The organism is Promicromonospora vindobonensis, from assembly GCF_042685865.1.
Lineage (GTDB): Bacteria > Actinomycetota > Actinomycetes > Actinomycetales > Cellulomonadaceae > Promicromonospora > Promicromonospora vindobonensis.
The window spans coordinates 2,555,668-2,580,084 of record NZ_JBHUOG010000001.1; the positions used below are offsets into that span (position 1 = coordinate 2,555,668).

The 24,417-nt window shown below is 72.1% G+C and carries 19 protein-coding genes; 15 read left to right on the top strand and 4 right to left on the bottom strand.

The genetic code is table 11. From position 1 onward, the window contains the following. Positions 1-40 precede the first annotated feature (40 nt). Positions 41-1,279 carry an FAD-dependent oxidoreductase gene (locus ACFS27_RS11550; RefSeq protein ID WP_377183028.1) on the top strand — a complete coding sequence of 413 codons (1,239 nt, stop codon included), beginning with the start codon at positions 41-43 and terminating at the stop codon, positions 1,277-1,279. Between the two features lie 117 nt (positions 1,280-1,396). On the opposite strand, the gene ACFS27_RS11555 is transcribed toward ACFS27_RS11550, so the two are convergent. Next, positions 1,397-2,149 (bottom strand): hypothetical protein, encoded by a 753-nt coding sequence (locus tag ACFS27_RS11555; protein WP_377183030.1) that lies wholly within the window; start codon positions 2,147-2,149, stop codon positions 1,397-1,399. Between the two features lie 412 nt (positions 2,150-2,561). Here ACFS27_RS11555 and ACFS27_RS11560 point away from each other — a divergent pair, with 412 nt between their 5' ends. The 10 genes from ACFS27_RS11560 (at position 2,562) to ACFS27_RS11605 (ending at position 15,995) form a co-directional block, all read left to right on the top strand. Beyond that, a complete protein-coding gene (locus tag ACFS27_RS11560) occupies positions 2,562-3,461 on the top strand; it encodes an ABC transporter ATP-binding protein (RefSeq protein ID WP_377183032.1) in 900 nt (299 codons plus the stop codon). Between the two features lie 176 nt (positions 3,462-3,637). Next, positions 3,638-4,840 (top strand): ABC transporter permease, encoded by a 1,203-nt coding sequence (locus ACFS27_RS11565; protein ID WP_377183034.1) that lies wholly within the window; start codon positions 3,638-3,640, stop codon positions 4,838-4,840. Then, positions 4,837-6,645 (top strand): outer membrane protein assembly factor BamB family protein, encoded by a 1,809-nt coding sequence (locus ACFS27_RS11570; protein WP_377183036.1) that lies wholly within the window; start codon positions 4,837-4,839, stop codon positions 6,643-6,645. Before ACFS27_RS11565 ends, ACFS27_RS11570 begins: the two co-directional genes overlap by 4 nt. A gap of 63 nt (positions 6,646-6,708) precedes the next feature. Beyond that, entirely contained in the window at positions 6,709-8,313 is a 1,605-nt protein-coding gene (locus tag ACFS27_RS11575; RefSeq protein ID WP_377183038.1) for an outer membrane protein assembly factor BamB family protein, read from the top strand. A gap of 51 nt (positions 8,314-8,364) precedes the next feature. Then, complete coding sequence (locus ACFS27_RS11580) at positions 8,365-10,080, top strand: outer membrane protein assembly factor BamB family protein (protein WP_377183040.1); 1,716 nt, start codon at positions 8,365-8,367, stop codon at positions 10,078-10,080. A gap of 32 nt (positions 10,081-10,112) precedes the next feature. Next, positions 10,113-11,792, top strand: a complete 1,680-nt coding sequence (locus ACFS27_RS11585) for an outer membrane protein assembly factor BamB family protein (protein ID WP_377183042.1) — start codon at positions 10,113-10,115, stop codon at positions 11,790-11,792. A gap of 97 nt (positions 11,793-11,889) precedes the next feature. Continuing rightward, on the top strand, positions 11,890-13,572 hold the full coding sequence (locus ACFS27_RS11590; protein WP_377183044.1) for an outer membrane protein assembly factor BamB family protein: 1,683 nt from the start codon (positions 11,890-11,892) through the stop codon (positions 13,570-13,572). Positions 13,573-13,650: 78 nt separating this feature from the next. Beyond that, positions 13,651-14,436, top strand: a complete 786-nt coding sequence (locus tag ACFS27_RS11595; protein ID WP_377183046.1) for a deoxyribonuclease IV — start codon at positions 13,651-13,653, stop codon at positions 14,434-14,436. A gap of 98 nt (positions 14,437-14,534) precedes the next feature. Further along, the gene (locus ACFS27_RS11600) at positions 14,535-15,398 is read left to right on the top strand and encodes an NAD-dependent epimerase/dehydratase family protein (protein WP_377183048.1); all 864 of its coding nucleotides are present in this window, start codon (positions 14,535-14,537) and stop codon (positions 15,396-15,398) included. Positions 15,399-15,683: 285 nt separating this feature from the next. Further along, positions 15,684-15,995, top strand: a complete 312-nt coding sequence (locus ACFS27_RS11605; protein WP_377183050.1) for a hypothetical protein — start codon at positions 15,684-15,686, stop codon at positions 15,993-15,995. A gap of 125 nt (positions 15,996-16,120) precedes the next feature. Here ACFS27_RS11605 and ACFS27_RS11610 read toward each other — a convergent pair whose 3' ends face one another. Then, positions 16,121-16,711, bottom strand: a complete 591-nt coding sequence (locus tag ACFS27_RS11610) for a TetR/AcrR family transcriptional regulator (protein WP_377183052.1) — start codon at positions 16,709-16,711, stop codon at positions 16,121-16,123. A gap of 148 nt (positions 16,712-16,859) precedes the next feature. Here ACFS27_RS11610 and ACFS27_RS11615 point away from each other — a divergent pair, with 148 nt between their 5' ends. Together ACFS27_RS11615 and ACFS27_RS11620 are read left to right on the top strand one after the other, a co-directional pair. Beyond that, positions 16,860-17,420: a hypothetical protein gene (locus tag ACFS27_RS11615; RefSeq protein ID WP_377183054.1), complete on the top strand. Its 561-nt coding sequence runs from the start codon at positions 16,860-16,862 to the stop codon at positions 17,418-17,420. Positions 17,421-17,422: 2 nt separating this feature from the next. Then, on the top strand, positions 17,423-18,883 hold the full coding sequence (locus tag ACFS27_RS11620) for a dihydrolipoyl dehydrogenase family protein (RefSeq protein WP_377183056.1): 1,461 nt from the start codon (positions 17,423-17,425) through the stop codon (positions 18,881-18,883). Positions 18,884-18,943: 60 nt separating this feature from the next. Here ACFS27_RS11620 and ACFS27_RS11625 read toward each other — a convergent pair whose 3' ends face one another. Further along, on the bottom strand, positions 18,944-19,852 hold the full coding sequence (locus tag ACFS27_RS11625; RefSeq protein ID WP_377183058.1) for a DNA/RNA non-specific endonuclease: 909 nt from the start codon (positions 19,850-19,852) through the stop codon (positions 18,944-18,946). Between the two features lie 95 nt (positions 19,853-19,947). Here ACFS27_RS11625 and ACFS27_RS11630 point away from each other — a divergent pair, with 95 nt between their 5' ends. Both ACFS27_RS11630 and ACFS27_RS11635 read left to right on the top strand, forming a co-directional pair. Then, entirely contained in the window at positions 19,948-22,635 is a 2,688-nt protein-coding gene (locus tag ACFS27_RS11630; protein ID WP_377183060.1) for a phosphoenolpyruvate carboxylase, read from the top strand. 40 nt (positions 22,636-22,675) lie between these two features. Beyond that, positions 22,676-23,440, top strand: a complete 765-nt coding sequence (locus tag ACFS27_RS11635; protein ID WP_377183062.1) for a sirohydrochlorin chelatase — start codon at positions 22,676-22,678, stop codon at positions 23,438-23,440. Positions 23,441-23,446: 6 nt separating this feature from the next. Here the strand turns inward: ACFS27_RS11635 and ACFS27_RS11640 are convergent, their stop codons facing one another. Then, positions 23,447-24,379: a 5'-3' exonuclease gene (locus tag ACFS27_RS11640; protein WP_377183064.1), complete on the bottom strand. Its 933-nt coding sequence runs from the start codon at positions 24,377-24,379 to the stop codon at positions 23,447-23,449. Positions 24,380-24,417 lie beyond the last annotated feature (38 nt).

Here is a 24,417-nt window from a genome sequence, read left to right on the forward strand (position 1 = left end):
TCCCGGTGTTCAGTCCCGACCAAGGAAGGGTGGTACCGGAATGCGCATCATCATCGTCGGCGGTGGGATCGGTGGCCTGGCACTCGCTGCCGGGCTGCGCCGGCAGGGTTTCGACGCGGCAGTTCTCGAGAAGGACATCGACCCGGCGGTGACCGGGGGTTACCACATCACTCTCGACGGACCCGCGCAGTCAGCGCTGCGGGAGCTGGTCGAGCCGGAGATCTTCGAGCGGGTCCTGGCGTCGGCGTCGGCGCTGCGGCTCCGGGAACCGGACGTGTTCTGGGACCGTCGGGGTCGGCTTCTTGGCCATGGTCCCGACCTGAGTGACGATCCCTCCGTGGACATCGACCGGATCACCCTGCGCCTCCTGCTGGCCGAAGCGGCGGGCGACAGCCTCCACCTGGGCCGGACCGTCAGCAGGGTCGGGCGGACCGAGGAGGGCAGACCGGAGGCGACGCTCGACGACGGGTCTTCCACCGCGGGCGACCTGCTGGTGGGCGCCGACGGGGTGCACTCACTCGTCGCCCGTCACCTGGCCGGTGCCCCTACGAGCCGACCCGCCGGCATCGTCGGCTTCTCCGGCAGGACCTCCGCCCATGACCTCAGCCCGGGCGAACAGGTGCGGCTCGGACCGCGATCAGGCCTGGCGATCGGTCCGCGGGGGGCCGCGCTCTACGTCGGGTTCCTCGACCCGGCAGGGAACGCGGTGCTGGACGCGCCGGGCCTGCGCGCATCGGTCACGACCGGTCCCACCTACATCTGGGGCGCCATGTTTCCCGAGTCGTCCCGGACCAGCCTGCTGCGTGGCGAGACAGGTGCCGCACTGCGCGACGCGCTGCTGGCCCGCTACAGGCAGCAGGGCTGGAGCGAACCATCGCTCGAGGTGATCGCTCGGGCCGAGGAGAACAGCGTGGCGGCGTTCAGGTTCAACGCCGCCTCGACCCGCGCCCGCGACCTGGCTCCGTGGCCGGCCGGGCCGATGACCGCGCTCGGCGACGCGGTGCACGCGACGCCGCCGACCGCCGGGATGGGCGCCGGCGTCGCCATCCGGGACGCGGCCGGCCTGGTGAGCCACCTGTGTGACGTCCGGTCCGCCACGACCACGCTCTCGGTGGCGGTGAGCCGCTTCGAGGCCGAGATGCGTCTTCGTGGCGGTGTGATGCTGACCTTGGCCATGAAGACGGTGCGACTGATCCTGGCGACCGACACCCGACTAGGTGCAGCCGTTACCGGGGCGGCTTTACCGGCGCTGGCCGCTGTTCGCCGAATCAGGCACTGAATCGGCGATATGTGCCTTTCTCGGAAGAGCCGAGAAAGCACAGAGAAGCGCGGCCCTCATGAAAGGGCCTCGCTTCTTTGTGTCGGCCGACGTGAGACCGACGCTCGATAAAACGGACTATTCGGTCGGGTCCGTGGAAGGGTCGGTAGAAGGCTCCGTCGACGGGTCCGGAGAGGGCTCGGTCGACGGCTCCTCCGACGGTTCCACGGTCGGCTCCACGGTGGGCTCTGCCGGCGGGGGCTCGGTCGGCTCCTCCGACGGCGGGTTCGTCGGCTCTTCCGACGGCGGGTCGGTGGGCTCTTCCGACGGCGGGTTCGTCGGCTCCGGGTCAGGGGTCGGCGTCGGCGTCGGCGTCGGCGTGGGCGTCGGAGTGGGATCCGGCGTGGAGGTCGGCGGCGGCGTCGGCCGGGGCGACTGCGTGGGCGGCGCGGTCGGCCCCTGGCTCGGCGGTGTCGTCGGCCGCACCGTGGATCCGTCCGAGGGCCTCGCGGGCGCGCTGGGCCAGGTTCCCCTGCCGAAATCGACGGTCGGCGGGGGCGTCATCGTGAAGGCGCTGCCCGGCTGGTACGCGTCCGAGCCGGCCATGTGCTTGGGCGTGTACGTCGATGCCGGAGGCGGCGTGTACGTGAACAGGTTCCCCTGCGGCTCGGGGTTCGAGCGCACGTCGACCGTGCCGTTCTCTCCCGGTCCGGACGTGGGCTCGCGCTTCACCATCATGGGCGGCAGGCCCTGCAGCGCGTCGGGCGTGACGGGCGCGGCTGTCGTCTCCCGGTCCAGCTCCTGCCCCGGCTGCACGGCTACGGCACCCACGATCCCCGCCGTCAGCACCATGGCTGCGGCTGTTCCTGTGACGATCAAACGCTTGCGCACGCTTAGCTCCCCCTGCGGGTTCAGATACTGTCTGTTGCCCTCTGCTGTGACGTTTCGGCGCTTGTGCGCCGAACCGCGAAACATCCTCCGGAGCACAGTGCTCAATTCCCCGGGGACGGGCTGTCGAACCGTTCAACGCCGCTGTTGTTCTCACGGCGTTCCGGACGGGACAATACGTGGCAGAACGCCATCGGCAACCGGGGCCTGTAATACCAGGTCAGTGCCTCTTTGGATGCGGGTGCACGGAACCCTGGTCGGCAGAATGTCCCGAGATCGGCAACTCGAAATGCCGATCTCCTGACATTTTGCCGACCACCTGCGGGAATGGTGCGGCCCAGGCCATCCACAAGGTGGAGAGGAGTCCACCTTCCGGCGGATCCCCCACGGGCGTCGTGCCTCATAGCGTGCTCGCATGAGCGATCTGGAGGTGCGGGACCTGACCCGCGTGTTCTCGACGGGCGGCACACCCCGGCGAGCGGTGGACGGCGTGAGCTTCACGGCCTCGTCGGGTCTGCTGACGGGTTTCGTCGGCGGCAACGGCGCCGGCAAGACGACGACGATGCGCATGATCATGGGTGTCCTCGCGATCACGGACGGTGAGGTCCGGTTCGACGGCCTGCCGGTCACCCGGCACGATCGCCGCGAGTTCGGGTACATGCCGGAGGAGCGCGGCCTGTACCCGAAGCAGCCCGTGCTCGACCAGCTCGTCTACCTGGCACGGCTGCGCGGGATCGCCGCACCGGTCGCCCGGAGCGAGGTGCTGGAGCATCTCGACCGCCTGGGCCTGGCGGACCGGTCGAAGGAGCACGTGGAGAAGCTGTCGCTGGGAAACCAGCAGCGCGTGCAGATCGTCGCGGCGGTCATGGGACAGCCGAAGGCGCTCGTTCTCGACGAGCCGTTCAGCGGCCTGGACCCCGCCGCCGTCGACGCCATGGTCGACCTGCTGCGCGAGCACACCCGGCGCGGCGTACCCGTGCTGTTCAGCTCGCACCAGCTCGACCTCGTGGAGCGGCTGTGCGAGCAGCTCGTCATCCTCGGTGGCGGCAAGGTCCTCGCGAACGGGACGCCCGACGACCTGCGAGCCCAGGGCGTGACGCGGCACCGCCTGGTGCTCTCGGGCGACGCCGGGTTCGTCCGGGGCGTGCCGGGCGTGCTGGCCGTCGACGTGGACGGCCCGTCAGCGCTGGTCGAGGTGCACGACGACGCAGCGGCCGGCCGTCTCCTGGCCGCGGCCCTCGAACGCGGCGCCGTCAAGGAGTTCTCCCCGGTACGGCCGACCCTTGCCCAGATCTACCGCGAGGTGACCGCATGAGCCGGAGGCGCAGCACAGGGTGGGGGTCGAGGGACGAGGCACGCGCCCGGAGCGAAGCCGCAGGCTCAGGCGGAGAAGAGAACCGCATGAGCCGGAGGCGCAGCACAGGGTGGGGGTCGAGGGACGAGGCACGCGCTCGGAGCGAAGCCGCAGGCTCGGGCAGGAAGGGCGATGGAATGAGCAACGCATGGATGATCGTGGCGACCCGCGAGATCGTGGTGCGGGCGCTCAACAAGGGCTTCCTGATCGGTCTCGTGGTCACCATGGCCATGATCGGCGGGCTGATCGGCTTCACGGCCTATCTGGACGGTCGCACCCAGTCGTTCGACGTAGCGGTCGTCCAGAGCGACGAGTCGGCGGCGACCGCGCTCGAGTCGGCGGCCGCTGAGGCGGCGTCGGACGACCGGAAGATCGAGCTGAGCGTCGTGCGCGTGGACTCCTCTGCCGCGGCAGAGGCGGCCCTCGACGAGGAGACTGCCGACGCGTGGCTCAGCTCCGCCGCCGCGACCGGGACCGACGGCTGGACCCTGTCCGGCTGGCGGGAGCCCGACATGGAGCTCACCCAGCTGATCGAGACCACGGTGCGCGACCAGGTCTTGGCAGGCCACGCGGCCGACGCCGGAACCACGATGGACGCCCTCACGGCGGGCAGCGAGGTCGAGACCGAGCGTCTCGACGGCAACCCCGTCGACCCCCAGATCGTGTTCGTGGCGGGATTCGTGCTCGCGTTCCTGTTCTTCATGGGCACCGTCGGCTCCGGCGCGATGATCGCGGGCAGCGTGATCGAGGAGAAGCAGTCCCGGCTCGTCGAGATCATCGCGACCGCCGTGCCGCTCCGACAGCTGCTGGCGGGCAAGATCATCGGCAGCTCCGTGATCGCGCTGGGGCAGAACCTGCTGCTCGCCGCCGTCGGGCTCATCGGGGCCTCGTTCACCGACCTGTCGGCGATCCTGCCCGCGATGACGACCACCATGCTCTGGTTCGTCGTGTTCTTCACCGTGGGGTTCGTCGCGGTAGCGGCCCTGTACGCGGTGGCGGGCTCGCTCGCGTCGCGCACCGAGGACCTCCAGTACACGACCAGCCCCCTGATGATGCTGCTCATGGGGGTGTACGTGGTGACCTTCTCGGCGGACGGCATGCTGGAGCGCGTCCTGTCCTACGTCCCGCCGGCGTCCATCGTGTCGATGCCGGTGCGGGTGCTCAACGGCGACGCGCTCTGGTGGGAGCCGCTCGTGTCGCTCCTCATCCTCGTGGTGACGACGTTCGGGGCGGTGCTCCTGGCCGAGCGGGCCTATCGCGGGGCGCTCATGCAGACCGGCGGCCGGGTGACGTGGAAGTCGGCATTGGCCGCGGACCGGGGCACTACCCTCGGGGCGTGACCGAACGCACCCAGCACGACGCCGCCGCGCCCGGGAGCCCTGAGCCGTCGAAGGTGCACACCTTCGACCTGATCGACGAGGTTCCCGGCGTGACCGACGGCGGCCGCCCCGTCGGCGTCGACCCGGACGGCGCCGGGCCCGACCCGGAGCAGCCGGACGCCGGCGCGGACCAGCCGGACGAGCCGGCTCCCCGCGCACCCGGCCGGCTCGCACTGGCGCTCGCGGGCGCTCGCACCGCCGTCGGGCGGACGGCGCGGCGCGGTGGGGCGGCAGTCCGGCGGCGGCTGCCCACCACCCGCCGCGGCAAGATCCTGCTGGTCGGTGGGACGGCGTCCGTGGTCGTGCTGGCGGTGGCGGCCGGGGTGCTGGTGGACGCTCAGCTGCGCGAGCGGGCGCTCCTCGCCACGCCGGGCGGTGTGCGGAGCCTCGAGGCGAAGCCCGCAGAGCAGTGGTCGATCGACCTCGAGAACCCGATCGCCGCGACCCTGGTCGAGATGCCGGGGGTGCTCGCGGTCGCCGGTGACGCGAAGGTGCGCGGCGTCGACCCAGCGTCAGGAGATGTGCGGTGGACCGTCGATGTGGGAGAGGACCCGCGCTGCGGTCCGGCGACGTCCGTCGGGATCGGCGGTCCGGCGTCGACGGAGCCGGCCGACCCCCTCGTCTGCGTCAGTTCCTCTGGTGACGGGGACGACGGCGACGCCGGCGGCGGCGACGGCGGCGAGCAGACCGTGACGGTGATCGACGCGGACGGCGCCGCGCAGACGCGGGAGCTCGAGCCGGGCGCCGTGGTGCTGCCGGCCGCCGACGGTGGCCTGATCCACCTCGCGCCCACCGGCGGCGACCAGGAACAGCGGCCCGTGGTGGTCGACAAGCTGGGCGCGCCGCATCTCCCCAAGGCCTTTGTCGGACCGGACCTGACCGTCCGCGCGGAGGACGCCGCGACGGGCACCGAGCGCTGGAGCGACACCGTTGGGTTCGGCGCCCCGCGCCCGGACAGCTGCGTCACGTACGACGACAACTCTGCCCCGGTGCTGGACGTCGCCGGAGCCCTGGGCTGGGACCTGCACGGCGGTGTCCTCGAGGTCCACGGCTGTGGCGTCTCTGCGGCGTTCCTGCTCGACGGGACCCGGCTCGACGACCCGGAGGACCCGGCGGACCCACCGGCCGACGGCGTGGACACCGCGTCGTTCGCGCCCCTGCCGGACGGCGGCTGGGTCGGCCCCGACACGACCGCCACCGACGCCACGGTGCCCAACGACGTGGTGCACCTGTCGCACGGGGCGACCTTCGCGCTCGCCGGTCAGGTCCTGGTGCCCTGGACCACCGACGGCCGCGATCCCGGCCTGCTGCTGGAGCGGGTCGGCATCCACGTGGAGGCCAGGTCCACCGCCGAGGGTGACGCGGGGGCACAGCTCTGGTCGGCTCCCGAGCTCCGGGCCACGACCCTGCTGGCCCGCGTGTCCGGCACCGCCGTCGTCGTGGACGAGCAGGGTGTGGTGCGCGCCATCGATCTCGGTACGGGTGCGGACCGCTGGACGCTCGATCCCGAGGTGCTCTCGTTCGGCGACATGGTCTGGGCCGCGGAGTCGACGATCTTCGGGGCCTACACGGACGGTGACACCCTGCTGCTCCCGGTGACCGCCGACCCGAGCGGCAGCACTCCCGGTCTGCGGCTGCTGGCCGTGGACCTCGACGACGGCTCGGTGCGGTGGGAGATCTCCCAGGACACCCCGTACACCCAGCTGATCAGCGTCGACGGGTATCTCGCGCAGATCACGCAGCAGGGCGTCGTGGGCCTGGGCTGATTTGGCTGCTCGGGCGTGGAGCGCCCCGGCAGGACCGCCAGGTCCCGCGGGTAGGCTCCGGCCATGTCACGGCCTGACGAGCAGAAGTCCGTCGTCTTCGACCTGGTCGAGGGCGGTGGACAGGATGCCGCTGCGGAGGCAGCCGACGGACCCGCCGACGACGTCGGGACCGGGACCGGGCGCCGGTCCTGGCTGCCGAACGTCTCGCGGCGCACCTGGCTGGTCGCCGCGGCGGCGGTGGTCGCTGCCCTGGTGGCCGTCACGGCGGTCGACCTGGTGCAGGACCACCAGCGTGCGGAGCTGATGCGTGCCTCGTCGGTCGGGGTGGCCTCGCTCGCGGAGCCGCCGACGGAGACCTGGACCGTGCCCTACGACGTCCCCGTGGGGCAGGGCCAGGACGTCTCCCTCGGCCAGCAGGTGGTGACCATGGACGGCCTGGTGGTGGTACCGCCGGCGGACGCGCAGGACTTCTGGATCGATGCCTCCACCGGGATGGCGAACCAGCGCCCGGCCGGGTTCGAGGACGTCGTGGCCATCGACCCCGGGTCCGGCGAGGTGGCGTGGCGTGTGCCGGTGGACGAGCGCCCAGCCTGCGGGCCTTCCGGCTTCGACGCGTCGGCGTCGACCGACACCCTGGTGTGCGTGCACGGCCCGGACGACGCGCGGGAGGTGCTGGCGATCGCTCCGGACGGGACTGCTCGCGCCCGGCCTGCCGACCTGGCAGCGGGCGAGCAGGTGTTCGCCGGCCCCGACGGCATGGTCGTGCGGACGGTGCGGACCGGGGAGCCCGTCGGCACGGTGGAGTGCGACTCGTTGGGGCAGTGCTTGCCCGAGTCCCTGACCGAGGCCCGAGACCTGCTCGTCACCGCCGAGGATGCCGGTACGGGCCGCGAACGCTGGACGAGCACCGTCGAGTTCGACCAGATCAACACGAACAACTGCCAGGCGGTGCCGGAGGACGGCGACTGGTCGACCACCGCGTCGGCAGTCGATCCGGACCTCGTCACGGTCCGCGCGGGTGCCGAGACCGTTGTGGTCGACGGGTGCGGTGTCTCGGCGACGTTCTCTCCGATCGGCGTGCGGCTGGACCTGGTAGGCGCGGTCCCGCCGCCCGTGTGGGTGGACGAACTGGGCTCCGGCCGGTACGCCCTGGACCGGAACGGCATGGCGACCGTCGTGGTGAACGCCGCCGGCGAGGTCCTGCGCACCCTGGACGGCAGCCTGCGCACAGAGTCGACGTCGCCCGACGCGCCCGACGACATCGTGTTCGTCACCCGGCAGTCCGGCACCGGGTTCGAGGCTGTGCGTGAGGACGGGGCGGTGGCCTGGGCGGAGACGTACGCACAGGGGGTGCTGCTGGTCGGCCGCGAGGTGGTGGTCGTGGACAGAGGAATCCGGCTGGTGGGTCTCGACCGCGAGACCGGCGCCGAGCTCTGGACCTCGAGTACCGAGGACCTGGTGGCGATGGCTCGTCTGCGCACGCTGACCGACGGCGAGACCGTCGCCACGCACTACCTGCCGAACGAGGGTGCGGGGCCCGGCTTGCTGATCGCTCTCGACCTGAGCACCGGCGAGCGCCTCTGGGACGTGCCGATGACTGGTAGTGCCGTCGCCGTCGACGGGCATCTTGTCGAGTTCACCCGGGACGGGCTGCGGGGTCTTGGCTGAGCGTCGCCGGACCGGCTGAACCGCGCGGGGCGCGGCACTACGCTCAGCCGCATGGCGCGCGACCCGGACGAGGGTGATGCGTTCGTCTTCGACCTGGTCGACGACGACGCGGCCACCGGTGCTGCGTCGGCGGATCCGGCCGGACCGGGCGTCGTGCCCGATGTGGAGGCAGCGGGCGGTGCGGGCGACACGGACAGTGTCGGGCCTGCGGCAGCCGACCCTGCGGCGTCGGGCAGCCCTGGCCGGAGGCGGCGCGCGACCGCACAGGTAGCGGCGGTCCTTGCGGTCGTGCTCGGTACCGGGCTCGCGGTCGAGGGCATGCGGGACCATGCGCGGATCGAGCGGATGCGCGACATCCCCGGGGGTGTCGCCGACGTGTCGTCGCCCCTGGAGGAGACGTGGGTGTGGCACGGGGCTGTCGGCCCGGGCGGGGGCATCACCGACGTCGCGGTGCTCGACGACGTGCTCGCCTTCGAGTCCGACGGCGAGCTGGTCGCGCTGGACCCGGTCACGGGCGAGGAGGCCTGGACGGTCGAGCTGCGCGACGACGCGGAGTGCGGGCCGACGGCCGGACCCGCCCAGAGCGCTCTGGTGATCTCGTCGCTCGTGTGCCTGCAGGGCAAGGGCCCCGACCGCGAGGTGGTCGTGGTCGGGCCGCGCGGAACGTCCTCGGCTCCGAGAGCCCTCGACGCCACGGACACCCGCAGGCACGGGCCGCCACGTGTCGGGCCGGACGGGACGGTGCTGCGCGCGGAGCGAGTGGGGCCGCTGTCCGCGATCGACGTGGCGGGCGCGCAGTGCACCGACGGGGGCGAGTGCACAGGGACCGTCGAGTCCGGTCGTGACCTCGTGCTCCGTGCAGAGGACGCGGTGACCGGCGACGAGCGCTGGAAGGTGACCGTCCCGTTCCGGCCGGCGGACGCCGCACAGTGCGCCCGTACGTTCGGCGGGTCCTGGAGCAGCTCGGAGAGCCGCCTGGTGTTCAGCGGGGCGCTCGCCCCGGACGCCTTCGGCGGCTGGGCCACGGCGGACCGCATCGACCTGAACGGCTGCGGCATCCAGGTGGGCGTCACCCCGAGCGGGGCGGTGCTCGGCACCGAGCTCGAACCGGGCAGGGGCGGCATCACCAGCCTTGGCGCCGGCAGGTACGCCGTGACGCGCTTCGACGGCGTGGTCCGCGCCACCCTGCACGCCGCCGACGGTGACGTGGTCGGCGAGGTCACCGGATACCCGCTCGCCTCGCGGGCCACCGACGAGGTCGAGGCGGCGGTGCTGCTCGGGGTGGACGAGTCCGGGCGGCGCCTGCGGGCCTACGGGCCGGACGGCACGCCCCGGTGGGACATCACGCTGCAGTCGGGCGGTCAGGAGTTCCTCGCCCAGGTGGGTGACACCGCGGTGGTCACGACCGGGGCGGGCAGCGTGCGCGGGCTGGACCTCGCCACGGGTGCGGAGAAGTGGGTCTGGGACGGATCGGACCCGGCGTCCGGGGGCGACGGCGGGTACTTCGGCAGTGTGTACGTGGCCCAGGCCTTCACGGACGGTGAGTCCGTGCTGCTGCTGATCGAGAGCGATTCCGGCGGGGTCCGGGGCCTGGTGGTGCTCGACGCGGCCTCTGGTGCCGTGGTCTGGGACCGGCCAGGCGGCGAGGCCGGTGCGGTCGACCCGGTGGGCGGCGGCCCGGTCAGCCAGGGGATCATGGGCTACCTGGTGGCGGTGGACGGTCACCTGCTGGAAATCACCCCCGGTGGAGTCCGCGGTCTTGGGTGAGACGGGGAGCCGCTCGGCATACCCTCGACCGCATGGCACGTGATCCGGACCAGGGTGGTGCGTACGTCTTCGACCTGGTCGACGACGACACGGCTGACCTCGAGGTACCGCCTGCGCTGTCCGGCGCGGCCGCCGGCGACGATCCGGACGGCGCCGGCCCGGACGGTGCCGACCCGGCTGCCGGCGGGCCGACGCCGTCGGGCGAGCTGGGCGCACGAGCGCGGGCCTTCGCCCCGGTCGCCGCACTCCTGGCGGTCGTGCTGGGTACCGGGTTCGCGGTCGACGGCCTGCGCGACGACCTGCGGATGCAGCGGATGCGTGACGTGCCGGGCGGCGTCGTCGACGTGTCGTCGCCGCTCGAGGAGAGGTGGTCGTGGGACGGCGCCGTCGGCACTCCTTCGGCTACGGCCCAGGGGCGGGAGAACGACGTGGCCCTGCTGGGTGGCCTGCTCGCGTTTCAGTCCGACCGTGAGCTCGTCGCGCTGGACCCGGCGACGGGAGACGAGGCATGGACGGTCCCGCTGGGCGCCGACCCGGACTGCGGACCGATGGGCACGGCGGGCTGGACCGAGGTCATCACACCGACCCTGGTGTGCCTGGCGGGACCCGCCGAGGACCGGGAGGCCATGGTGATCGGGCCGGACGGGGTGGTCGCATCAGCTCGGCCGCTCGGTGCCGCGGACGAACGCCGGTACGGGCCTGCCCGCCCGGGGCCGGGCGGCATGGTGCTCCGTGCGAAGCGGGTAGGACCCGAGCCGGCGGAGGGGCGCGGCGACGCAGAGTGCACGGACACCTGGGAGTGCACGGGTACCGTCGAGTCGGGTCGTGACCTCGAGGTCCGTGCCGAGGACGCGGCGACAGGCACGGAGCGCTGGACCGTGACCGTCCCGTTCCGGCCCACGCCGGCCGACCAGTGCAACAACTGGTCCGGCTCGTCGTGGGACCGCGCCGGCAGGATGACGGGCCCGGACGAGATGATCGACGCCGAAGCATTCGGCGCCCAGCTCACCGGTGGGCTCGTACACCTGGACGGCTGCGGCGTCGTAGCAGGCCTGACGCTGGAAGGGGAGGCGCTCGGCCTGGAGATCGAGTCAGGGACCGGCGGGGTGATGAGCCTCCGCTCCGGCGGATACGTCGAGTACGTGTACGTCGACGATGAGGTCCGGACCACCCTCTACAGGGCCGACGGCGAGATGATCGCCGAGGTCGACGGCTATGTGGGCGAACCGAGCGCGGCGGACAGCCCGGAACCCGCCACGCTCCTCGCCCCGGGCGGCGGAGAGCAGCGGATGCGGGCTTATGAGGCGGACGGCACGCCGCTCTGGGACGTCCCGTCGCCGACCGACGCCCAGCTCTTCATCGCTCAGGTGGCCGGTTCGGCGATCGTCGGCTCCTGGTCCGGTGCGGTGTACGGGATGGACCTGGCGACGGGCGAGGAGCGGTGGACGTGGAACGTCTCGGACTCGGACGACGAGGGCGCCGGTGACCTGTACGCGACGCGGGGGTTCACCGACGGGCAGTCCGTCCTGCTGGTCACGCAGAGCGGTGCCGGCGGCTTCGGGCTGGTGGCGCTCGATGTTCTCTCGGGCGACGTGCTCTGGGAGCGGCGAGCGCCCACCGATCCTGATGAGGGGGCCTTCTCCAGCGGGTTCGTCGCGGTGGACGGCAACCTGCTGGTGGTCACGCCCGCCGGCGTGAAGGGGCTCGGCTGAGCGGGAGGTGCTGAGCGGGCCGGGCTTGTCTCGTCGCTCTTGAGGGGCCGCGTCGCTCCGAGTGAAACGGCGACCGGCTCGGCATACGCTCGGCCGCATGGCAGGTGACCCCGAAGAGGAGGGCGCTCTCGTCTTCGATCTCGTCGACGACGACGCGGTCGCTGCCGAAGTGCCCTCCGGCCAGGTCTCTGCCGGCGGTCCGGGTGCGGCGGACGGCCCGGACTCTGTCCAGGGCAGCTCAGAGGGTGAGGAGTCGTCAGGCGAGCCCCGGCTGGGCGGCGCCCTGGGGGTGAGGCTGCGCCTGCTGGCCCCCGTCGCGGCGGTGCTGGCGATCGCGCTGGGGACCGGGTACGTGCTGGACGGTGTGCGCGAGGCCGCCCGGATCGAGCGCATCCGCGCGGTGGGCGGCGGTGTGGTGGACGTGTCCGCGCCGGTCGCCGAGCTGTGGGAGTGGCAGGGCAACGTGGGTCTCAGGGGGTCCGCCGGAGAGGGCGGCATCGCGCAGGTGGCTGCGCTCGACGGCCTCCTGGTGTTCGTGTCGGAGAGTGACCTGCTCGCACTGGAGTCCGCCACCGGCGACGAGCGGTGGAAGATCCCGCTCGGTGAGGACCCGGAGTGCGGCCCGGCCGGCTACCCGGGCTGGGAGGCGACAGCCACCGCGACCGTGGTCTGCGTCTCGGGGCCCGGTGCGGGCCGCGAGGTGATCGCGGTCGGCCCCGACGGCGTCCCGTCCGCGCCGCGTGCGCTCGGCGCCGCTGACCTCGCCCGGTACGGAGCCGCCAGGCCGGGGCCGGACGGGACCGTGCTGCGGGCCGAGCGCTTCGGTCCGGACTCGGCGCTCGACCTCGGGGACGCCGCGTGCGCGCCGACGGGCGAATGTACGGGAACGGTCGAGTCCGGCCGGGGCATCACCGTCCGCGCGGAGGACGCCGTCACGGGTGCGGAACGCTGGACCGTGACCGCTCCGTTCGTGGCGACCCCGGCCGGGGACTGCACCACGCCCCGGAACCGGACCTGGGCCGGGACCGCCGGCCCGGCGGACCTCGACGCCGTCCTTGATCCTGAGGCGTTCGGTGCGCAGATCGGCACCGGCCGGGTGGACCTGTACGGCTGCGGAGCCAATGCCTCGATCACTGCGGAGGGCGCACTGCTCCGCGGGGTGAGCGAGCCAGGGGATGGTCGCATCGCTGGCCTCACCACCGGTGGCTATGTCGCGTCGGCGCACGGCTCCGCGACGCACAGCATCGTGTACTCCGCCGACGGCGAGGCCCTCGAGTCGATCGCCGGCAGTCCGTTCGAGGCGAGCGTCGTCGATGGCACGGGCACACTGCTCGGCTCGGACGAGAGCGGGTCCGGCCTGCACGCCTACGAGCCGGACGGCACGCCGCGCTGGCGTGGTTCTTCCGAGTCGAGGTTCGTGTGGTTCGCCGCAGAGGTCGGCGAGACGGCCGTTCTCCTCGACGAGGACGGCGCCGTCCACGGGCTCGATGTCACGACAGGCGACGAGCGGTGGGTCTGGGCCCCGGCGGAGCGTGCCGACGCGGCGCCGCTCTGGGCCGCGTTCCCGTACCGGGCCTTCACCGACGGCAGGCAGGTGCTCCTCCACCTGGAGGACGAGGCGGCCGGTGCGACCCTCGTGTCCCTCGATGCCGCATCAGGTGACCTCGTCTGGGACGCCGCCCTGGCCGACCTCCTCCACCTGCGGCAGAGCACCTCGCTCGTCTCGGTCGACGGCAACCTGCTCGCGGTGACCCCCGGGGGCGTGCGCGGGCTCGGCTGATCCCCGGTTCACCGGCGACCCCGTCGTCGGGCGTTGCCGCCCGCCGCCGTGTCGGTGTGCCGTTCTATGGTGGGGTCCATGGTGAAGATCGGTGCGCACGTGGACCTGACCGACGCGATCGGTGCAGCGAAGACGCTCGGCGCGGACACGGTGCAGGTGTTCCTCAGCGACCCGCAGGCGTGGAAGGTGCCTGACCTCCCGTACGAGGGTGGTGCGGAGGCCCTCCGGGCCGACGCGGCGGCGGCAGGCCTCGACCTGTACGTGCACGCTCCCTACGTGATCAACGTGGCGTCGACCAACAACCGGATCCGTATCCCGAGCCGCAAGCTCTTGCAGCAGATCATGGACGGCGCCGGGGCGATCGGTGCCAAGGGCGTCGTGGTGCACGGCGGGCACGTGACCGCGAAGGACGAGCCGGCCAAGGGCTTCGACAACTGGCGCAAGGCGATCGACGCCCTGGAGACCGATGTCCCGGTGCTCATCGAGAACACGGCGGGCGGGGACTATTCCATGGCGCGCCGCCTGGAGCGCATCGAGGCGCTGTGGGCGGCCGTGACCACGGCGAACGGCGGGGACAACGTCGGGTTCACCCTGGATACCTGCCACGCCTGGGCCGGCGGGATCGACCTCTCGACGGCGGTCGACCAGATCCGTGCCATCACGGGCCGTATCGACCTGGTGCACGCCAACGACTCGCGCGACGTCGCCGGGTCGGGCGCGGACCGGCACATCCACTTCGGCGACGGACTGATCCCGGAGGACCTGCTGGTGGGTGTGATCGCTGCGGCGGGCGCTCCCGTCATCTGCGAGACCAAGGGCGACATGGCGCCCGACATCGCCTGGCTCCGTGAGCGCCTGGGCTGACCTCGGCGGCGGGAGGGGTCCCGACTCCGCCGTCCTCCGTATCGAACCCGTGGGGTGACGCACGGCTCGGCCATCGGGCACCTGGCAGGATCGGACGCATGGCAACGACGCAGCGGGTAGTGGTCACGGGTGCGAGCGGGAAGCTCGGCCAGTTCGTGGTGGAGCACCTGGTGGACTCTGGCTACCACGTGGTCTCGACCGACCGTGTGACACCCCCGGCCGGCAGCCCGGGCGACTTCACGGTCGCGGACCTGACGGACCTCGGCCAGGTGATCGAGCTGCTGTCCGGCGTCGACGAGGGGCGGGCCGCGGATGCGGTCGTGCACCTGTCCGCGATCCCGGCGCCCGGCATGGCGACGAACGCTGCGACCTTCCGCAACAACGTGCCCAGCACGTACAACGTGCTGCGGGCGGCCCAGGTGGTCGGCATCCGGAACGTGGTGACGGCGTCGTCCGAGACGGTGCTCGGCCTGCCGTTCGACGTGCCGCCACCGTACCTGCCGGTGGACGAGGAGTACGACGTCCTGCCGCAGTCCACCTACTCGCTCGGCAAGTCGCTCGAGGAGGAGATGGGCAAGCACTTCACGCGCTGGGACCCGGAGCTGAAGGTCGCCGCGCTGCGCTTCTCGAACGTCATGCGGCCCAGCGACTACGCGCGGTTCCCGTCCTGGCAGGACGACACCGCCGCCCGGCGCTGGAACCTGTGGGGCTACATCGACGGGCGCGACGGGGCGCAGGCGGTGCGTCGCGCGCTGGAGGCGGACTTCACGGGGTTCGAGGCGTTCGTCATCGCGAACGACGACACCGTGATGCGGCGGGAGTCCGCCGACCTCGCGGCAGAGGAGTTCCCCGACGTGCCGCTCCGGCGTCCGCTGCAGGGACGAGAGACACTCCTGAGCATCGACAAGGCCCGCCGGGTGCTCGGCTACGCCCCGGCCCACCACTGGCAGGACGAAGTCTGATGGTTGTGCTGCCAGCGACGTCTCGGCGCCGATAACCGGATCGGACAACAGGAGCAGGACGTCTACTTGCATGCCCTCGTCGCCACGAAGTCCGTCGACGAGCTCGCCATGGGCACGTACGTCTCTCGGGTTGCGACTGCCCCACTGGCGATTGTCGGCAGGCGTGGCCGTCCCGAACTAGTCCATCCCCAGTGGCCGCTCATGGTTCGTGACGGAGGCAATATTGATTCTCCGGGTGCAACGTTCATGGCGTCAGTCGCTCGCCGCGAGGAGAAGGGGTCGGACGTGAACGTCGCGTCGCACCTGCTGATCGACGTTCTGAGTGGGATGGTGGACGCGGCGGTTGTGATCAGCAACGACTCGGATCTTGAGTTTCCTGTCCGCCATGCGCGCGGACTGGTGCCGGTGGGGCTTGTCAACCCCACCAAGGGGTACCCGGCAGGTCGCCTCAACGATGCGCCCACGGTCGGTGTCGGCTCACATTGGTGGTATCAGATCAAGCCGGCAGACCTGCACGCCTCGCAACTCGCAACTCGCACCGACGATCGGCAAGATCACCAAGCCCGGCCCATGGTGAGTGCCCCTTACACAACCTAGGTTGTGTAAGGCGTATTACATATGTCAGCATGGAGTCATACCGCCCGCCGACTCTGTCGGCGGGTTTACTTTTTGGTGCTGCTGTCGAGCGGCAGGACGAAGTCTGACCTGCCACGACGAGCGGGCTAGCTCGGCAGTGGCCGGCGGACCGCGCAGTGAACGACCGCCTGGCAGCTCCGGAGGAACGACGCCGCGACCTTGGTGGGGTCCCCCAGGTAGCCGGCGACCATCACTCCGTCGCGCAGCAGCATCAGGTCGTCGGCGACCGCGGCGGGATCGGTCAGCCCGAGCGGGGCGACGAGCCGCTCGAACGCGCTCGTCCACCAGGTGCGGTGCGTGTCGATGACCTTGCGGACGGTGCTGTCCGGGTCGGGGTACTCCGCGGCGGCGTTGATGAACGGGCAGCCGCGGAACCCCTGGGTGCACGCTGCCGCTCCGGTGTGCTCTGCCATCAGGCGCAATGAGGCGTCGACGTCTCCCTCGCCGTGGGCGATGGCCGCGTCCACGCCGTTCCGTTCGAGCTCCGCACGGGACTCGAGGTACGCGACGATCAGGCCGTCCTTGCTCTGGAAGTGGCGGTAGAACGTCACTTTCGTGGTGCCTGCCCGGTCGATGACCTTGTCCACGCTGACGGCACGCAGCCCGTTCGCATAGAACAGCTCGCTCGCCGCCTCGATCAGGCGTTCCCGCATCGACCCTTGCACGGTCGCGATCATACGTGGCTCCTTTCGTCACTCCCCTTGCGCTCCCGGGCCGTCGCTGTGTACTGTCCCCATCGGTAGAGTGACTAGTCAGTCTACCTAGTTGTCTAAGCCTGGAAAGGGCGCTCCTGCCCTGAACCACGCCCTCACCGAAAGGACCCTCATGTCCACCACCGCGGAATCCTCCGCAGTAGCCACCGCGACCTCGCTGCGAAACCTGTACGTCGTCCGATTCGGCTTCGCCGTCGTCTGGGCGGCGCTGCTGTTCGTCGTCGGGAAGGAGCTGGGCCCGGTCGCGATCGGCCTGCTGGTGCTCTACCCGCTGTTCGACGTCGCAGCGGCCGTCATCGACTTCCGGTCGTCGAGCACCGCGCGCCCCACCGTCGGCCTGTACGTCAACATGGCTCTCAGCCTGCTCACGGCGATCGGGCTGGCCGTGGCCGTGACCTCTGGGATCCCAGCGGTGCTGCGGGTATGGGGCGTCTGGGCGGTCACGGCGGGCATCGTGCAGCTCATCGTCGCCATCCGTCGCTACCGGTTGGGCGGTCAGTGGGCCATGATCCTCAGCGGTGGCATCTCCGTGTTCGCCGGCACCGGGTTCTTCGTGATGGCCGGCGGGCCGAACGCGATGCTCACCTCGCTGGGCGGGTACGCGATCCTGGGCGGCTTCTTCTTCCTGGTCTCCGCGCTGCGCCTGCACCGCGTCGCCAAGAAGGGCAGCTGACCATGAGCGAGAACGTCTTCGACGTCGTGGTGATCGGTGCGGGACCGGTCGGCGAGAACGTGGCCGACGGCGCTGTCAAGGGCGGCCTGAGCGTGGCGATCGTGGAGAGCGAGCTGGTCGGCGGGGAGTGCTCCTACTGGGCCTGCATGCCGACCAAGGCCCTCCTGCGGGACGCCGCCGCGCTGCGAGCCGTACGCGCCCTGCCCGGGGCGAGCGCCGCCGTGACCGGCTCCCTTGACCCGGCCGCGGTGCTGGCCCGGCGTGACGCCTTTGCCTCGCACTGGCACGACGACGGTCAGGTGTCCTGGCTGGAGAGCGCCGGGATCACCCTGCTGCGCGGCGTCGGCCGGATCAGCGCCGCCCGCACCGTCGACGTCGCCGGCCCCGACGGGCACGCCACGGTGCTGAGAGCACGGCACGCCGTGGTCGTCGCGACCGGTACCAGCGCCCGCGTCCCGCACGTGCACGGCCTGGCCGACGCCGTGCCGTGGACCAGCCGGGAGGCCGCGGCCGCCCAGACCGTGCCCGGGCGGCTGGCGATCATCGGCGGCGGCGTCGTGGGGACCGAGATGGCTACCGCGTACGCGGCCCTCGGCTCCCAGGTGACGCTGATCGCGCGGGACGGGCTGCTGCCCACCGTTGAGTCGTTCGCGAGCGAGCTGGTGGCCGAGGCGCTCAAGGCCCAGGGTGTGGCGCTGCACCTGCTGACAGAGCCCGACAGCGTCCACCGCGACGAGGCCGGCACGGTGCACCTCACCCTCGCCGACGGCACGACGCTCGCCGCCGACGAGGTGCTGGTCGCCACCGGCCGCACGCCCAACACCGCGGCCGTCGGCCTCGAGCAGGTCGGGCTCACGCCGGGGGACTGGCTGCAGGTGGACGACTCCCTGCGCGTCCTCGGCACCGACGGCACGCCCGTCGGCGACGGCTGGCTCTACGCCGCCGGCGACGTCAACCACCGCGCGCCCCTGACGCACCAGGGCAAGTACCAGGCGCGTGCCCTGGGCGAGACCATCGTCGCCCGCGCGAACGGCAACCCCGTCGACACCTCCCCCTGGGGCCGGCACGCGGCCACCGCCGACGAACGTGCGGTACCGCAGGTGATCTTCAGCGATCCGGAGATCGCCACCGTCGGGCACACCGCGGCCTCCGCCGAGGCCGCGGGGATCCGCGTCCGGGCCGTCGAGTACGACCTCGGCGCGGTGGCCGGCGCCGCCCTGCACGCCGACGGGTACGCCGGCCGCGCGGGCATGATCGTCGATGAGGACAAGCAGGTGCTGGTGGGCTTCACCGTCGTCGGCCCGGACGTCGCCGAGCTGCTCCACGCGGCCACGATCGCCATCGCCGCAGAGGTGCCGATCGACCGCTTGTGGCACGCCGTCCCGGCGTACCCCACCCTCAGCGAGATCTGGCTCCGCCTCCTGGAGACCCACGGCCGCCCACCGGAAGCCGCTTGGCTGTGAGCGCGATCGTTGCGCCTAAAACGGGCGGGTAACCGCAACGATCGCGCTCACAGCCAAGGGTTAGCGGGGCGTGGGGAGGGCGATCTGGTCGCGGGTTCGGATCTCCGACCACGCGCGGGCGCGGGGCAGGCGGTGGATGGTGATGTCCGTCGGCCGGCTGCCCGACGGCGTCGGCGGCGGCACCGCGAGCACGTCCGCCGCCGGCAGCGGGCCAAGACCCAGCCGGGTCAGCGCCGCGACGTCGCCCACCGGCACCTGGTAGGTCCGGAACGGGCCCAGCGGCGGGATCTCGTCCCGGGCGAGGGCCTGGGTGGTGATCTCGTGGAGCTGGGCGTCTTCGAGCTGGGGGGTCTGGTCCAGCACGAACGCGGTCGCCTGCAGCACGCCGGGCCCGGCGTCGGCCACGCCGCCGCCGGACGCTCTGCCCGGCCCGACCCACGCGACGACCTTCCAGAACAGGCGGGGGATGCGGACACCGCGGTACGGCGGGTCGTCGGCGGCGAAGACCGGCCCGGTCTGCACGGCGATGCGGTGGTCGTGGGCGGCGGCGTACGCGAGCACATGGTCCTCGAGCCCGTTCCACAGCTCCTTGGACTGGTTGAACCTGTTCACCTGCGGCGCGGCGTTCGTGTAGGTGAACGTGTCGTGGTTGGCCCGCGTGGCGGTCTCGGCGTCGCCCCAGACAGGGTCGAGGCGCCGGACGAGGTGGCCGCGGTCGAGCGGGTTGCCCGAGTAGAGGTCGCTGCCCGCCTGCTCGCCGGTCGGAACCCTGGCGTCCAGCCGCCACCGCCCGGTGCGGCGCAGGGCGAGGAGCGTGGCGCCGTCGACGACGCAGGCGGTGGCCGCCGCGAGGCGCCGACCGGGGTCGAGCAGGACCGAGAAGTGGGTGTAATCCAGGACACGTACCTCGACGGGCGAGACCGGGAGCGGGACGGTGAAACCGAGGAACTCTGCGTCGTAGCCGGTCACAGACAGACAGCCAACCAGAGTCGGACAGGTCATGGCCAGACCAACAACCGGACACGATGAACGTTCATTTGCAATCTGGTCCTAGGCTCTAGCCCGTGAGTGAATCAACTCAGACCGTTCGCGGCAACGCCCGGCACGAGGTACCCGACCCGCTGCGCGAGGATGTACGCCTCCTCGGCGGACTTCTCGGCAGGATCCTCCGCGAGGACGGGGGCCAGGATCTGCTGGACGACGTCGAACGTCTCCGCGAGCTGACCATCCGCGCCTATGGCGACCCGACGCCGCACGCCCTCGACGAGGCGGCGGACGTCGTGGCCTCCTTCTCGGTCGAGCGCGCCGAACAGGTCGCCCGCGCCTTCACCTGCTACTTCCACCTCGCGAACCTCGCCGAGGAGTACCACCGCGTCCGCGTGCTGCGCTCCCGGGAGGCAGCGACGACCACCGGACCGGCCGTCCTCGAGGACACGATCCCCGCGGCGTTCGCCCGGCTCACCGAAGAGGTGGGGCGGGACGAGGCGCTGCGCAGGCTCGGTGAGCTGGAGTTCCGGCCGGTGCTGACCGCCCACCCGACCGAAGCCCGCCGTCGCGCCATCAGCGGGACCATCCGCCGCCTGGCGGACCTCCTGGCCGAGCGCGACACCCGCCGCCCCGGCGGCGTGACCCTCGCCGAGAACGAGCGGCGCATCCTCGCCGAGATCGACACCATGTGGCGCACCGCACCGGTGCGGACCAGCAAGCCGACGGTCCTCGACGAGGTCAAGACGGTCATGGGTGTGTTCGACGCCGTCCTCGTGGACGTCTTCGGCGACGTGTACCGCCGCCTCGACGACTGGCTCCTTGCCGACGACGCCGGCCGCGCCACACCCGTCGCGAAGCCGTTCGTGAAGCTCGGGACCTGGATCGGCGGGGACCGCGACGGCAACCCGAACGTCACCGCGGAGGTCACGCGCCAGGCGGCGGCCCTCGCGGCGGACCACGCGCTGGCCGCGCTCGAGCGCCTGGCGATCGAGACAGGACGCAAGCTGACGCTCGATGCCGAGGGCACCACGCCGTCGTCGGACCTCAACGCGCTGTGGCAGCGGATCCGGCAGATGTCCGACGACGTCGCCCGCCGAGCCGAGGCCGCGTCGCCGAACGAGCCGCACCGCGCCGTCATGCTCGCGCTCGCAGAGCGGATCGCCGCCACCAGGTCGCGCGACGCCGACCTCGCGTACGCGAACGCCGAGCAGTTCGAGGCCGACCTGCTGGTGGTGCAGGACTCGCTCGTGGCGGCGGGCGCTGCCCGCGCCGCGTACGGAGACCTGCAGCGGCTCGTCTGGCAGGTGCAGACCTTCGGGTTCCACCTGGCGGAGCTCGAGGTGCGGCAGCACTCGCAGGTGCACGCGGCGGCGCTCGCCGAGATCCGTGAGCTGGGGATCAACGGAGCGCTGAGCGACAAGACCCGCGAGGTGCTCGACACCTACCGCGCCCTCGGCGCCATCCAGCGCCGGTTCGGTGAGCGTGCCGCCCGCCGCTACATCGTGTCGTTCACCCAGGCGCCGGAGCACCTCGCCGCCGTGTACGAGCTGGCCTCGTACGCCTTCGCGGACGACCCGGAGTCCGGGCCGGTGATCGACGCGATCCCGCTGTTCGAGACCTTTGCCGACCTCCAGAACTCCGTGCCCATCCTGGACGCGATGCTGGAGCTGCCCGTCGTGCAGAAGCGGCTCGACGTGAACGGCCGGCGGGTCGAGGTGATGCTCGGCTACTCGGACTCGTCCAAGGACGTCGGCCCCGTCGCGGCCACGCTCGCTCTGCACGACGCCCAGTCGCGCATCGCCGAGTGGGCGCGCAACAACGACCTGAAGCTCACCCTGTTCCACGGCCGCGGCGGTGCGCTCGGCCGTGGCGGCGGCCCGGCGAACCGCGCGGTGCTCGCCCAGCCGCCGCACTCCGTGGACGGCCGGTTCAAGCTGACCGAGCAGGGCGAGGTCATCCTCGCGCGGTACGGCGACCCGGTCATCGCGTCCCGGCACATCGAGCAGGTCGCCGCTGCGACGCTGCTGGCCTCAGCGCCGTCGGTCGAGGCAGTGAACAAGAACGCCACCGCGAAGTTCGCCCCGCTCGCCGAGGCGCTCGACACGACGTCCCGCGAGCGGTTCCACGAGCTCGTGAAGGCGGACGGGTTCCCGCAGTGGTTCGCGCAGGTCACCCCCTTGGAGGAGGTGGGCCTGCTGCCGATCGGGTCGCGTCCCGCCAAGCGAGGGCTCTCCGTCAACTCGCTCGACGACCTGCGTGCCATCCCCTGGGTCTTCTCCTGGTCGCAGGCCCGCATCAACCTGGCCGGCTGGTTCGGCCTTGGCACGGCGCTCGCCGCGTGCGGTGACGTGGAGCTCCTGCGGTCGGCGCGCAACGAGTGGCCGCTGTTCGAGACGCTGCTCGACAACGTCGAGATGTCGCTCGCCAAGACCGACGAACGGATCGCCGCGCAGTACCTCGCACTGGGCGACCGCGACGACCTGGCGCAGATGGTCCTGGACGAGCTGCGCCTGACCCGCGAATGGGTGCTGAAGATCAGCGGCAACGAGTGGCCGCTGGCCTCCAAGCGGGTGCTCGGACGGGCCGTCCAGCTGCGGTCTCCGTACGTCGACGCACTGTCGCTGCTGCAGGTCCGTGCGCTGCGCGGCCTGCGTACCGGCTCCGACGGCGGGTCAGCGGTCGACGGCGACTACGCCGGCCGGCTGCAGCACCTGCTGCTGCTCACGGTCAACGGCGTCTCCGCAGGCCTCCAGAACACGGGGTGAGGTGGGCGGTCGACCGAGGCTGACGGGACGAGGAGAGACGATGAGCACTTCACTGGTCGGGACGTCCCACGGGACCGACGACCCCGCTGGTCAGGCGGCCGTACGCGCTGTGCTCGACGGTGTCCGAGCGGCCCGTCCCGAGCTCGACGTGCGCGAGGCGTTCGTGGACGTGCAGCAGCCCGAGGTCGGCGAGGTGCTGGCGGGCGCGGTGCACGACGTGGGCAGTGCCGTCGTCGTGCCGCTGCTGCTGTCCACCGGGTACCACGTACGGCACGACATCGCGCAGGCCGTCGCGGCGGCCAACGCCGCCGACCGGGCCGGCCCCAGCCCAGGAAGCACCGCTGTCGCGGTCGCCGCGGAGCCGCTCGGGCCGCACCCGCTGCTCGTCGACATCCTCGCCGACCGGTACGCCGCCGCCGAGGCGGCCCACGGGCCGTTCCGGTCCGACGACGTCGTGGTGCTCGCCGCCGCCGGATCCTCGGTGGCGGCCGCAGCCACCGCCGTCGAGGAGGTCACGAGCGCGCTGGCGCAGCGTCTGGGGCGACCCGTGACGCCGTCGTACGGGGCGGGAGCGGAACCGCGCGTGCCGGCCGCGGTGGCCGCGGCGCGCGACGGAGCCACTCCCGGTGCCCGCGTGATCGTCGTGTCGTACCTGCTGGCACCGGGCTACTTCCTGGACCGGGTGCTGGAGGCGGGCGCCGACGTCGTGACCGACCCCGTGGCCGGCGCGGCCGGGGCCGAGAAGGCCGACCCGCGCCTGGTCCAGGTGGTGCTGGACCGTTACGACGCGGCTGTCAGAGCCTGACGTCGCTCAGGCCCAGCCGAACGCGGTCCGCACCCGCTGCACGCTGGAGCTGAGCCCCCACTGCGTGGTCAGCGCGTCCAGCGCCTCCGGGTCGGCGGGGGCCGCTGGCACTGCCGGATCGAACGACGGCAGCGGAACGTCCCTCGCCACCTGCACCACGACCGGCGCGACGCGCAGGTAGGCGTCGGCCTCCTGAAGGCGACGACGCTGGGTGCTGGTCAGTCCCCGGTCTCCGGTATCGCGCGCCGCGAGGATCCTGGCGAGCGTGCCGTACTGGGCGAGCAGCTTGGCCGCCGTCTTCTCGCCGACCCCCGGCACGCCCGGCAGGCCGTCGCTCGGGTCGCCACGCAGCGTCGCCATGTCGGCGTAGGCCTGACCCGACGCGACGCCGTACTTCTCGGCCAGCCGCTCCTCGTTCACCACGTCGGGGTCGCGGATGCCGCGCGCCGGGTACAGCACCCGTACCCCCGCGGCGTCGTCGACGAGCTGGAACAGGTCCCGGTCCCCTGTGACGATGTCCACCGGGCCGGTCCCCTGCTCGACGGCGCGAGTCGTCAGCGTGCCGATGACGTCGTCGGCCTCGTAGCCGGGTACCCCCACCCGCGCGATGCCGACTGCCGCGAGCACGTCCGCGATGATCGGGACCTGCGCGCGCAGCACCTCCGGAACCTCCTCGATGCCGGTGGTGCCTGGCACCTCCTGCGCGACGCGGTGCGCCTTGTAGCTCGGGATCGCCTCGACCCGGAAGGCGGGACGCCAGTCGTCGTCCCAGCACGCGACCATGCGGTCGGGACGGTGGGTCGTGGCCAGCCAGGCGATGGTGTCCAGCAGGCCGCGGACGGCGTTCACCGGCATGCCGCTGGGCGCCCGCAGCGAGTCGGGAACGCCGAAGAACGCGCGGAAGTACAGCGAGGCGGTGTCGAGGAGCATCAGGCTCATGGGGCGAAGCCTGCCACGGCACACCGACACGCGTACGT

Excerpts from the sequence above, each read along its gene's own strand:
- ACFS27_RS11600 (WP_377183048.1), top strand. The coding sequence starts at position 14,535 with ATGGCAACGACGCAGCGGGTAGTGGTCACGGGTGCGAGCGGGAAGCTC.
- ACFS27_RS11595 (WP_377183046.1), top strand. The coding sequence starts at position 13,651 with ATGGTGAAGATCGGTGCGCACGTGGACCTGACCGACGCGATCGGTGCA.
- ACFS27_RS11640 (WP_377183064.1), bottom strand. The coding sequence starts at position 24,379 with ATGAGCCTGATGCTCCTCGACACCGCCTCGCTGTACTTCCGCGCGTTC.
- ACFS27_RS11565 (WP_377183034.1), top strand. The coding sequence starts at position 3,638 with ATGAGCAACGCATGGATGATCGTGGCGACCCGCGAGATCGTGGTGCGG.
- ACFS27_RS11585 (WP_377183042.1), top strand. The coding sequence starts at position 10,113 with ATGGCACGTGATCCGGACCAGGGTGGTGCGTACGTCTTCGACCTGGTC.
- ACFS27_RS11560 (WP_377183032.1), top strand. The coding sequence starts at position 2,562 with ATGAGCGATCTGGAGGTGCGGGACCTGACCCGCGTGTTCTCGACGGGC.
- ACFS27_RS11615 (WP_377183054.1), top strand. The coding sequence starts at position 16,860 with ATGTCCACCACCGCGGAATCCTCCGCAGTAGCCACCGCGACCTCGCTG.
- ACFS27_RS11580 (WP_377183040.1), top strand. The coding sequence starts at position 8,365 with ATGGCGCGCGACCCGGACGAGGGTGATGCGTTCGTCTTCGACCTGGTC.
- ACFS27_RS11620 (WP_377183056.1), top strand. The coding sequence starts at position 17,423 with ATGAGCGAGAACGTCTTCGACGTCGTGGTGATCGGTGCGGGACCGGTC.
- ACFS27_RS11610 (WP_377183052.1), bottom strand. The coding sequence starts at position 16,711 with ATGATCGCGACCGTGCAAGGGTCGATGCGGGAACGCCTGATCGAGGCG.
- ACFS27_RS11550 (WP_377183028.1), top strand. The coding sequence starts at position 41 with ATGCGCATCATCATCGTCGGCGGTGGGATCGGTGGCCTGGCACTCGCT.
- ACFS27_RS11590 (WP_377183044.1), top strand. The coding sequence starts at position 11,890 with ATGGCAGGTGACCCCGAAGAGGAGGGCGCTCTCGTCTTCGATCTCGTC.
- ACFS27_RS11575 (WP_377183038.1), top strand. The coding sequence starts at position 6,709 with ATGTCACGGCCTGACGAGCAGAAGTCCGTCGTCTTCGACCTGGTCGAG.
- ACFS27_RS11635 (WP_377183062.1), top strand. The coding sequence starts at position 22,676 with ATGAGCACTTCACTGGTCGGGACGTCCCACGGGACCGACGACCCCGCT.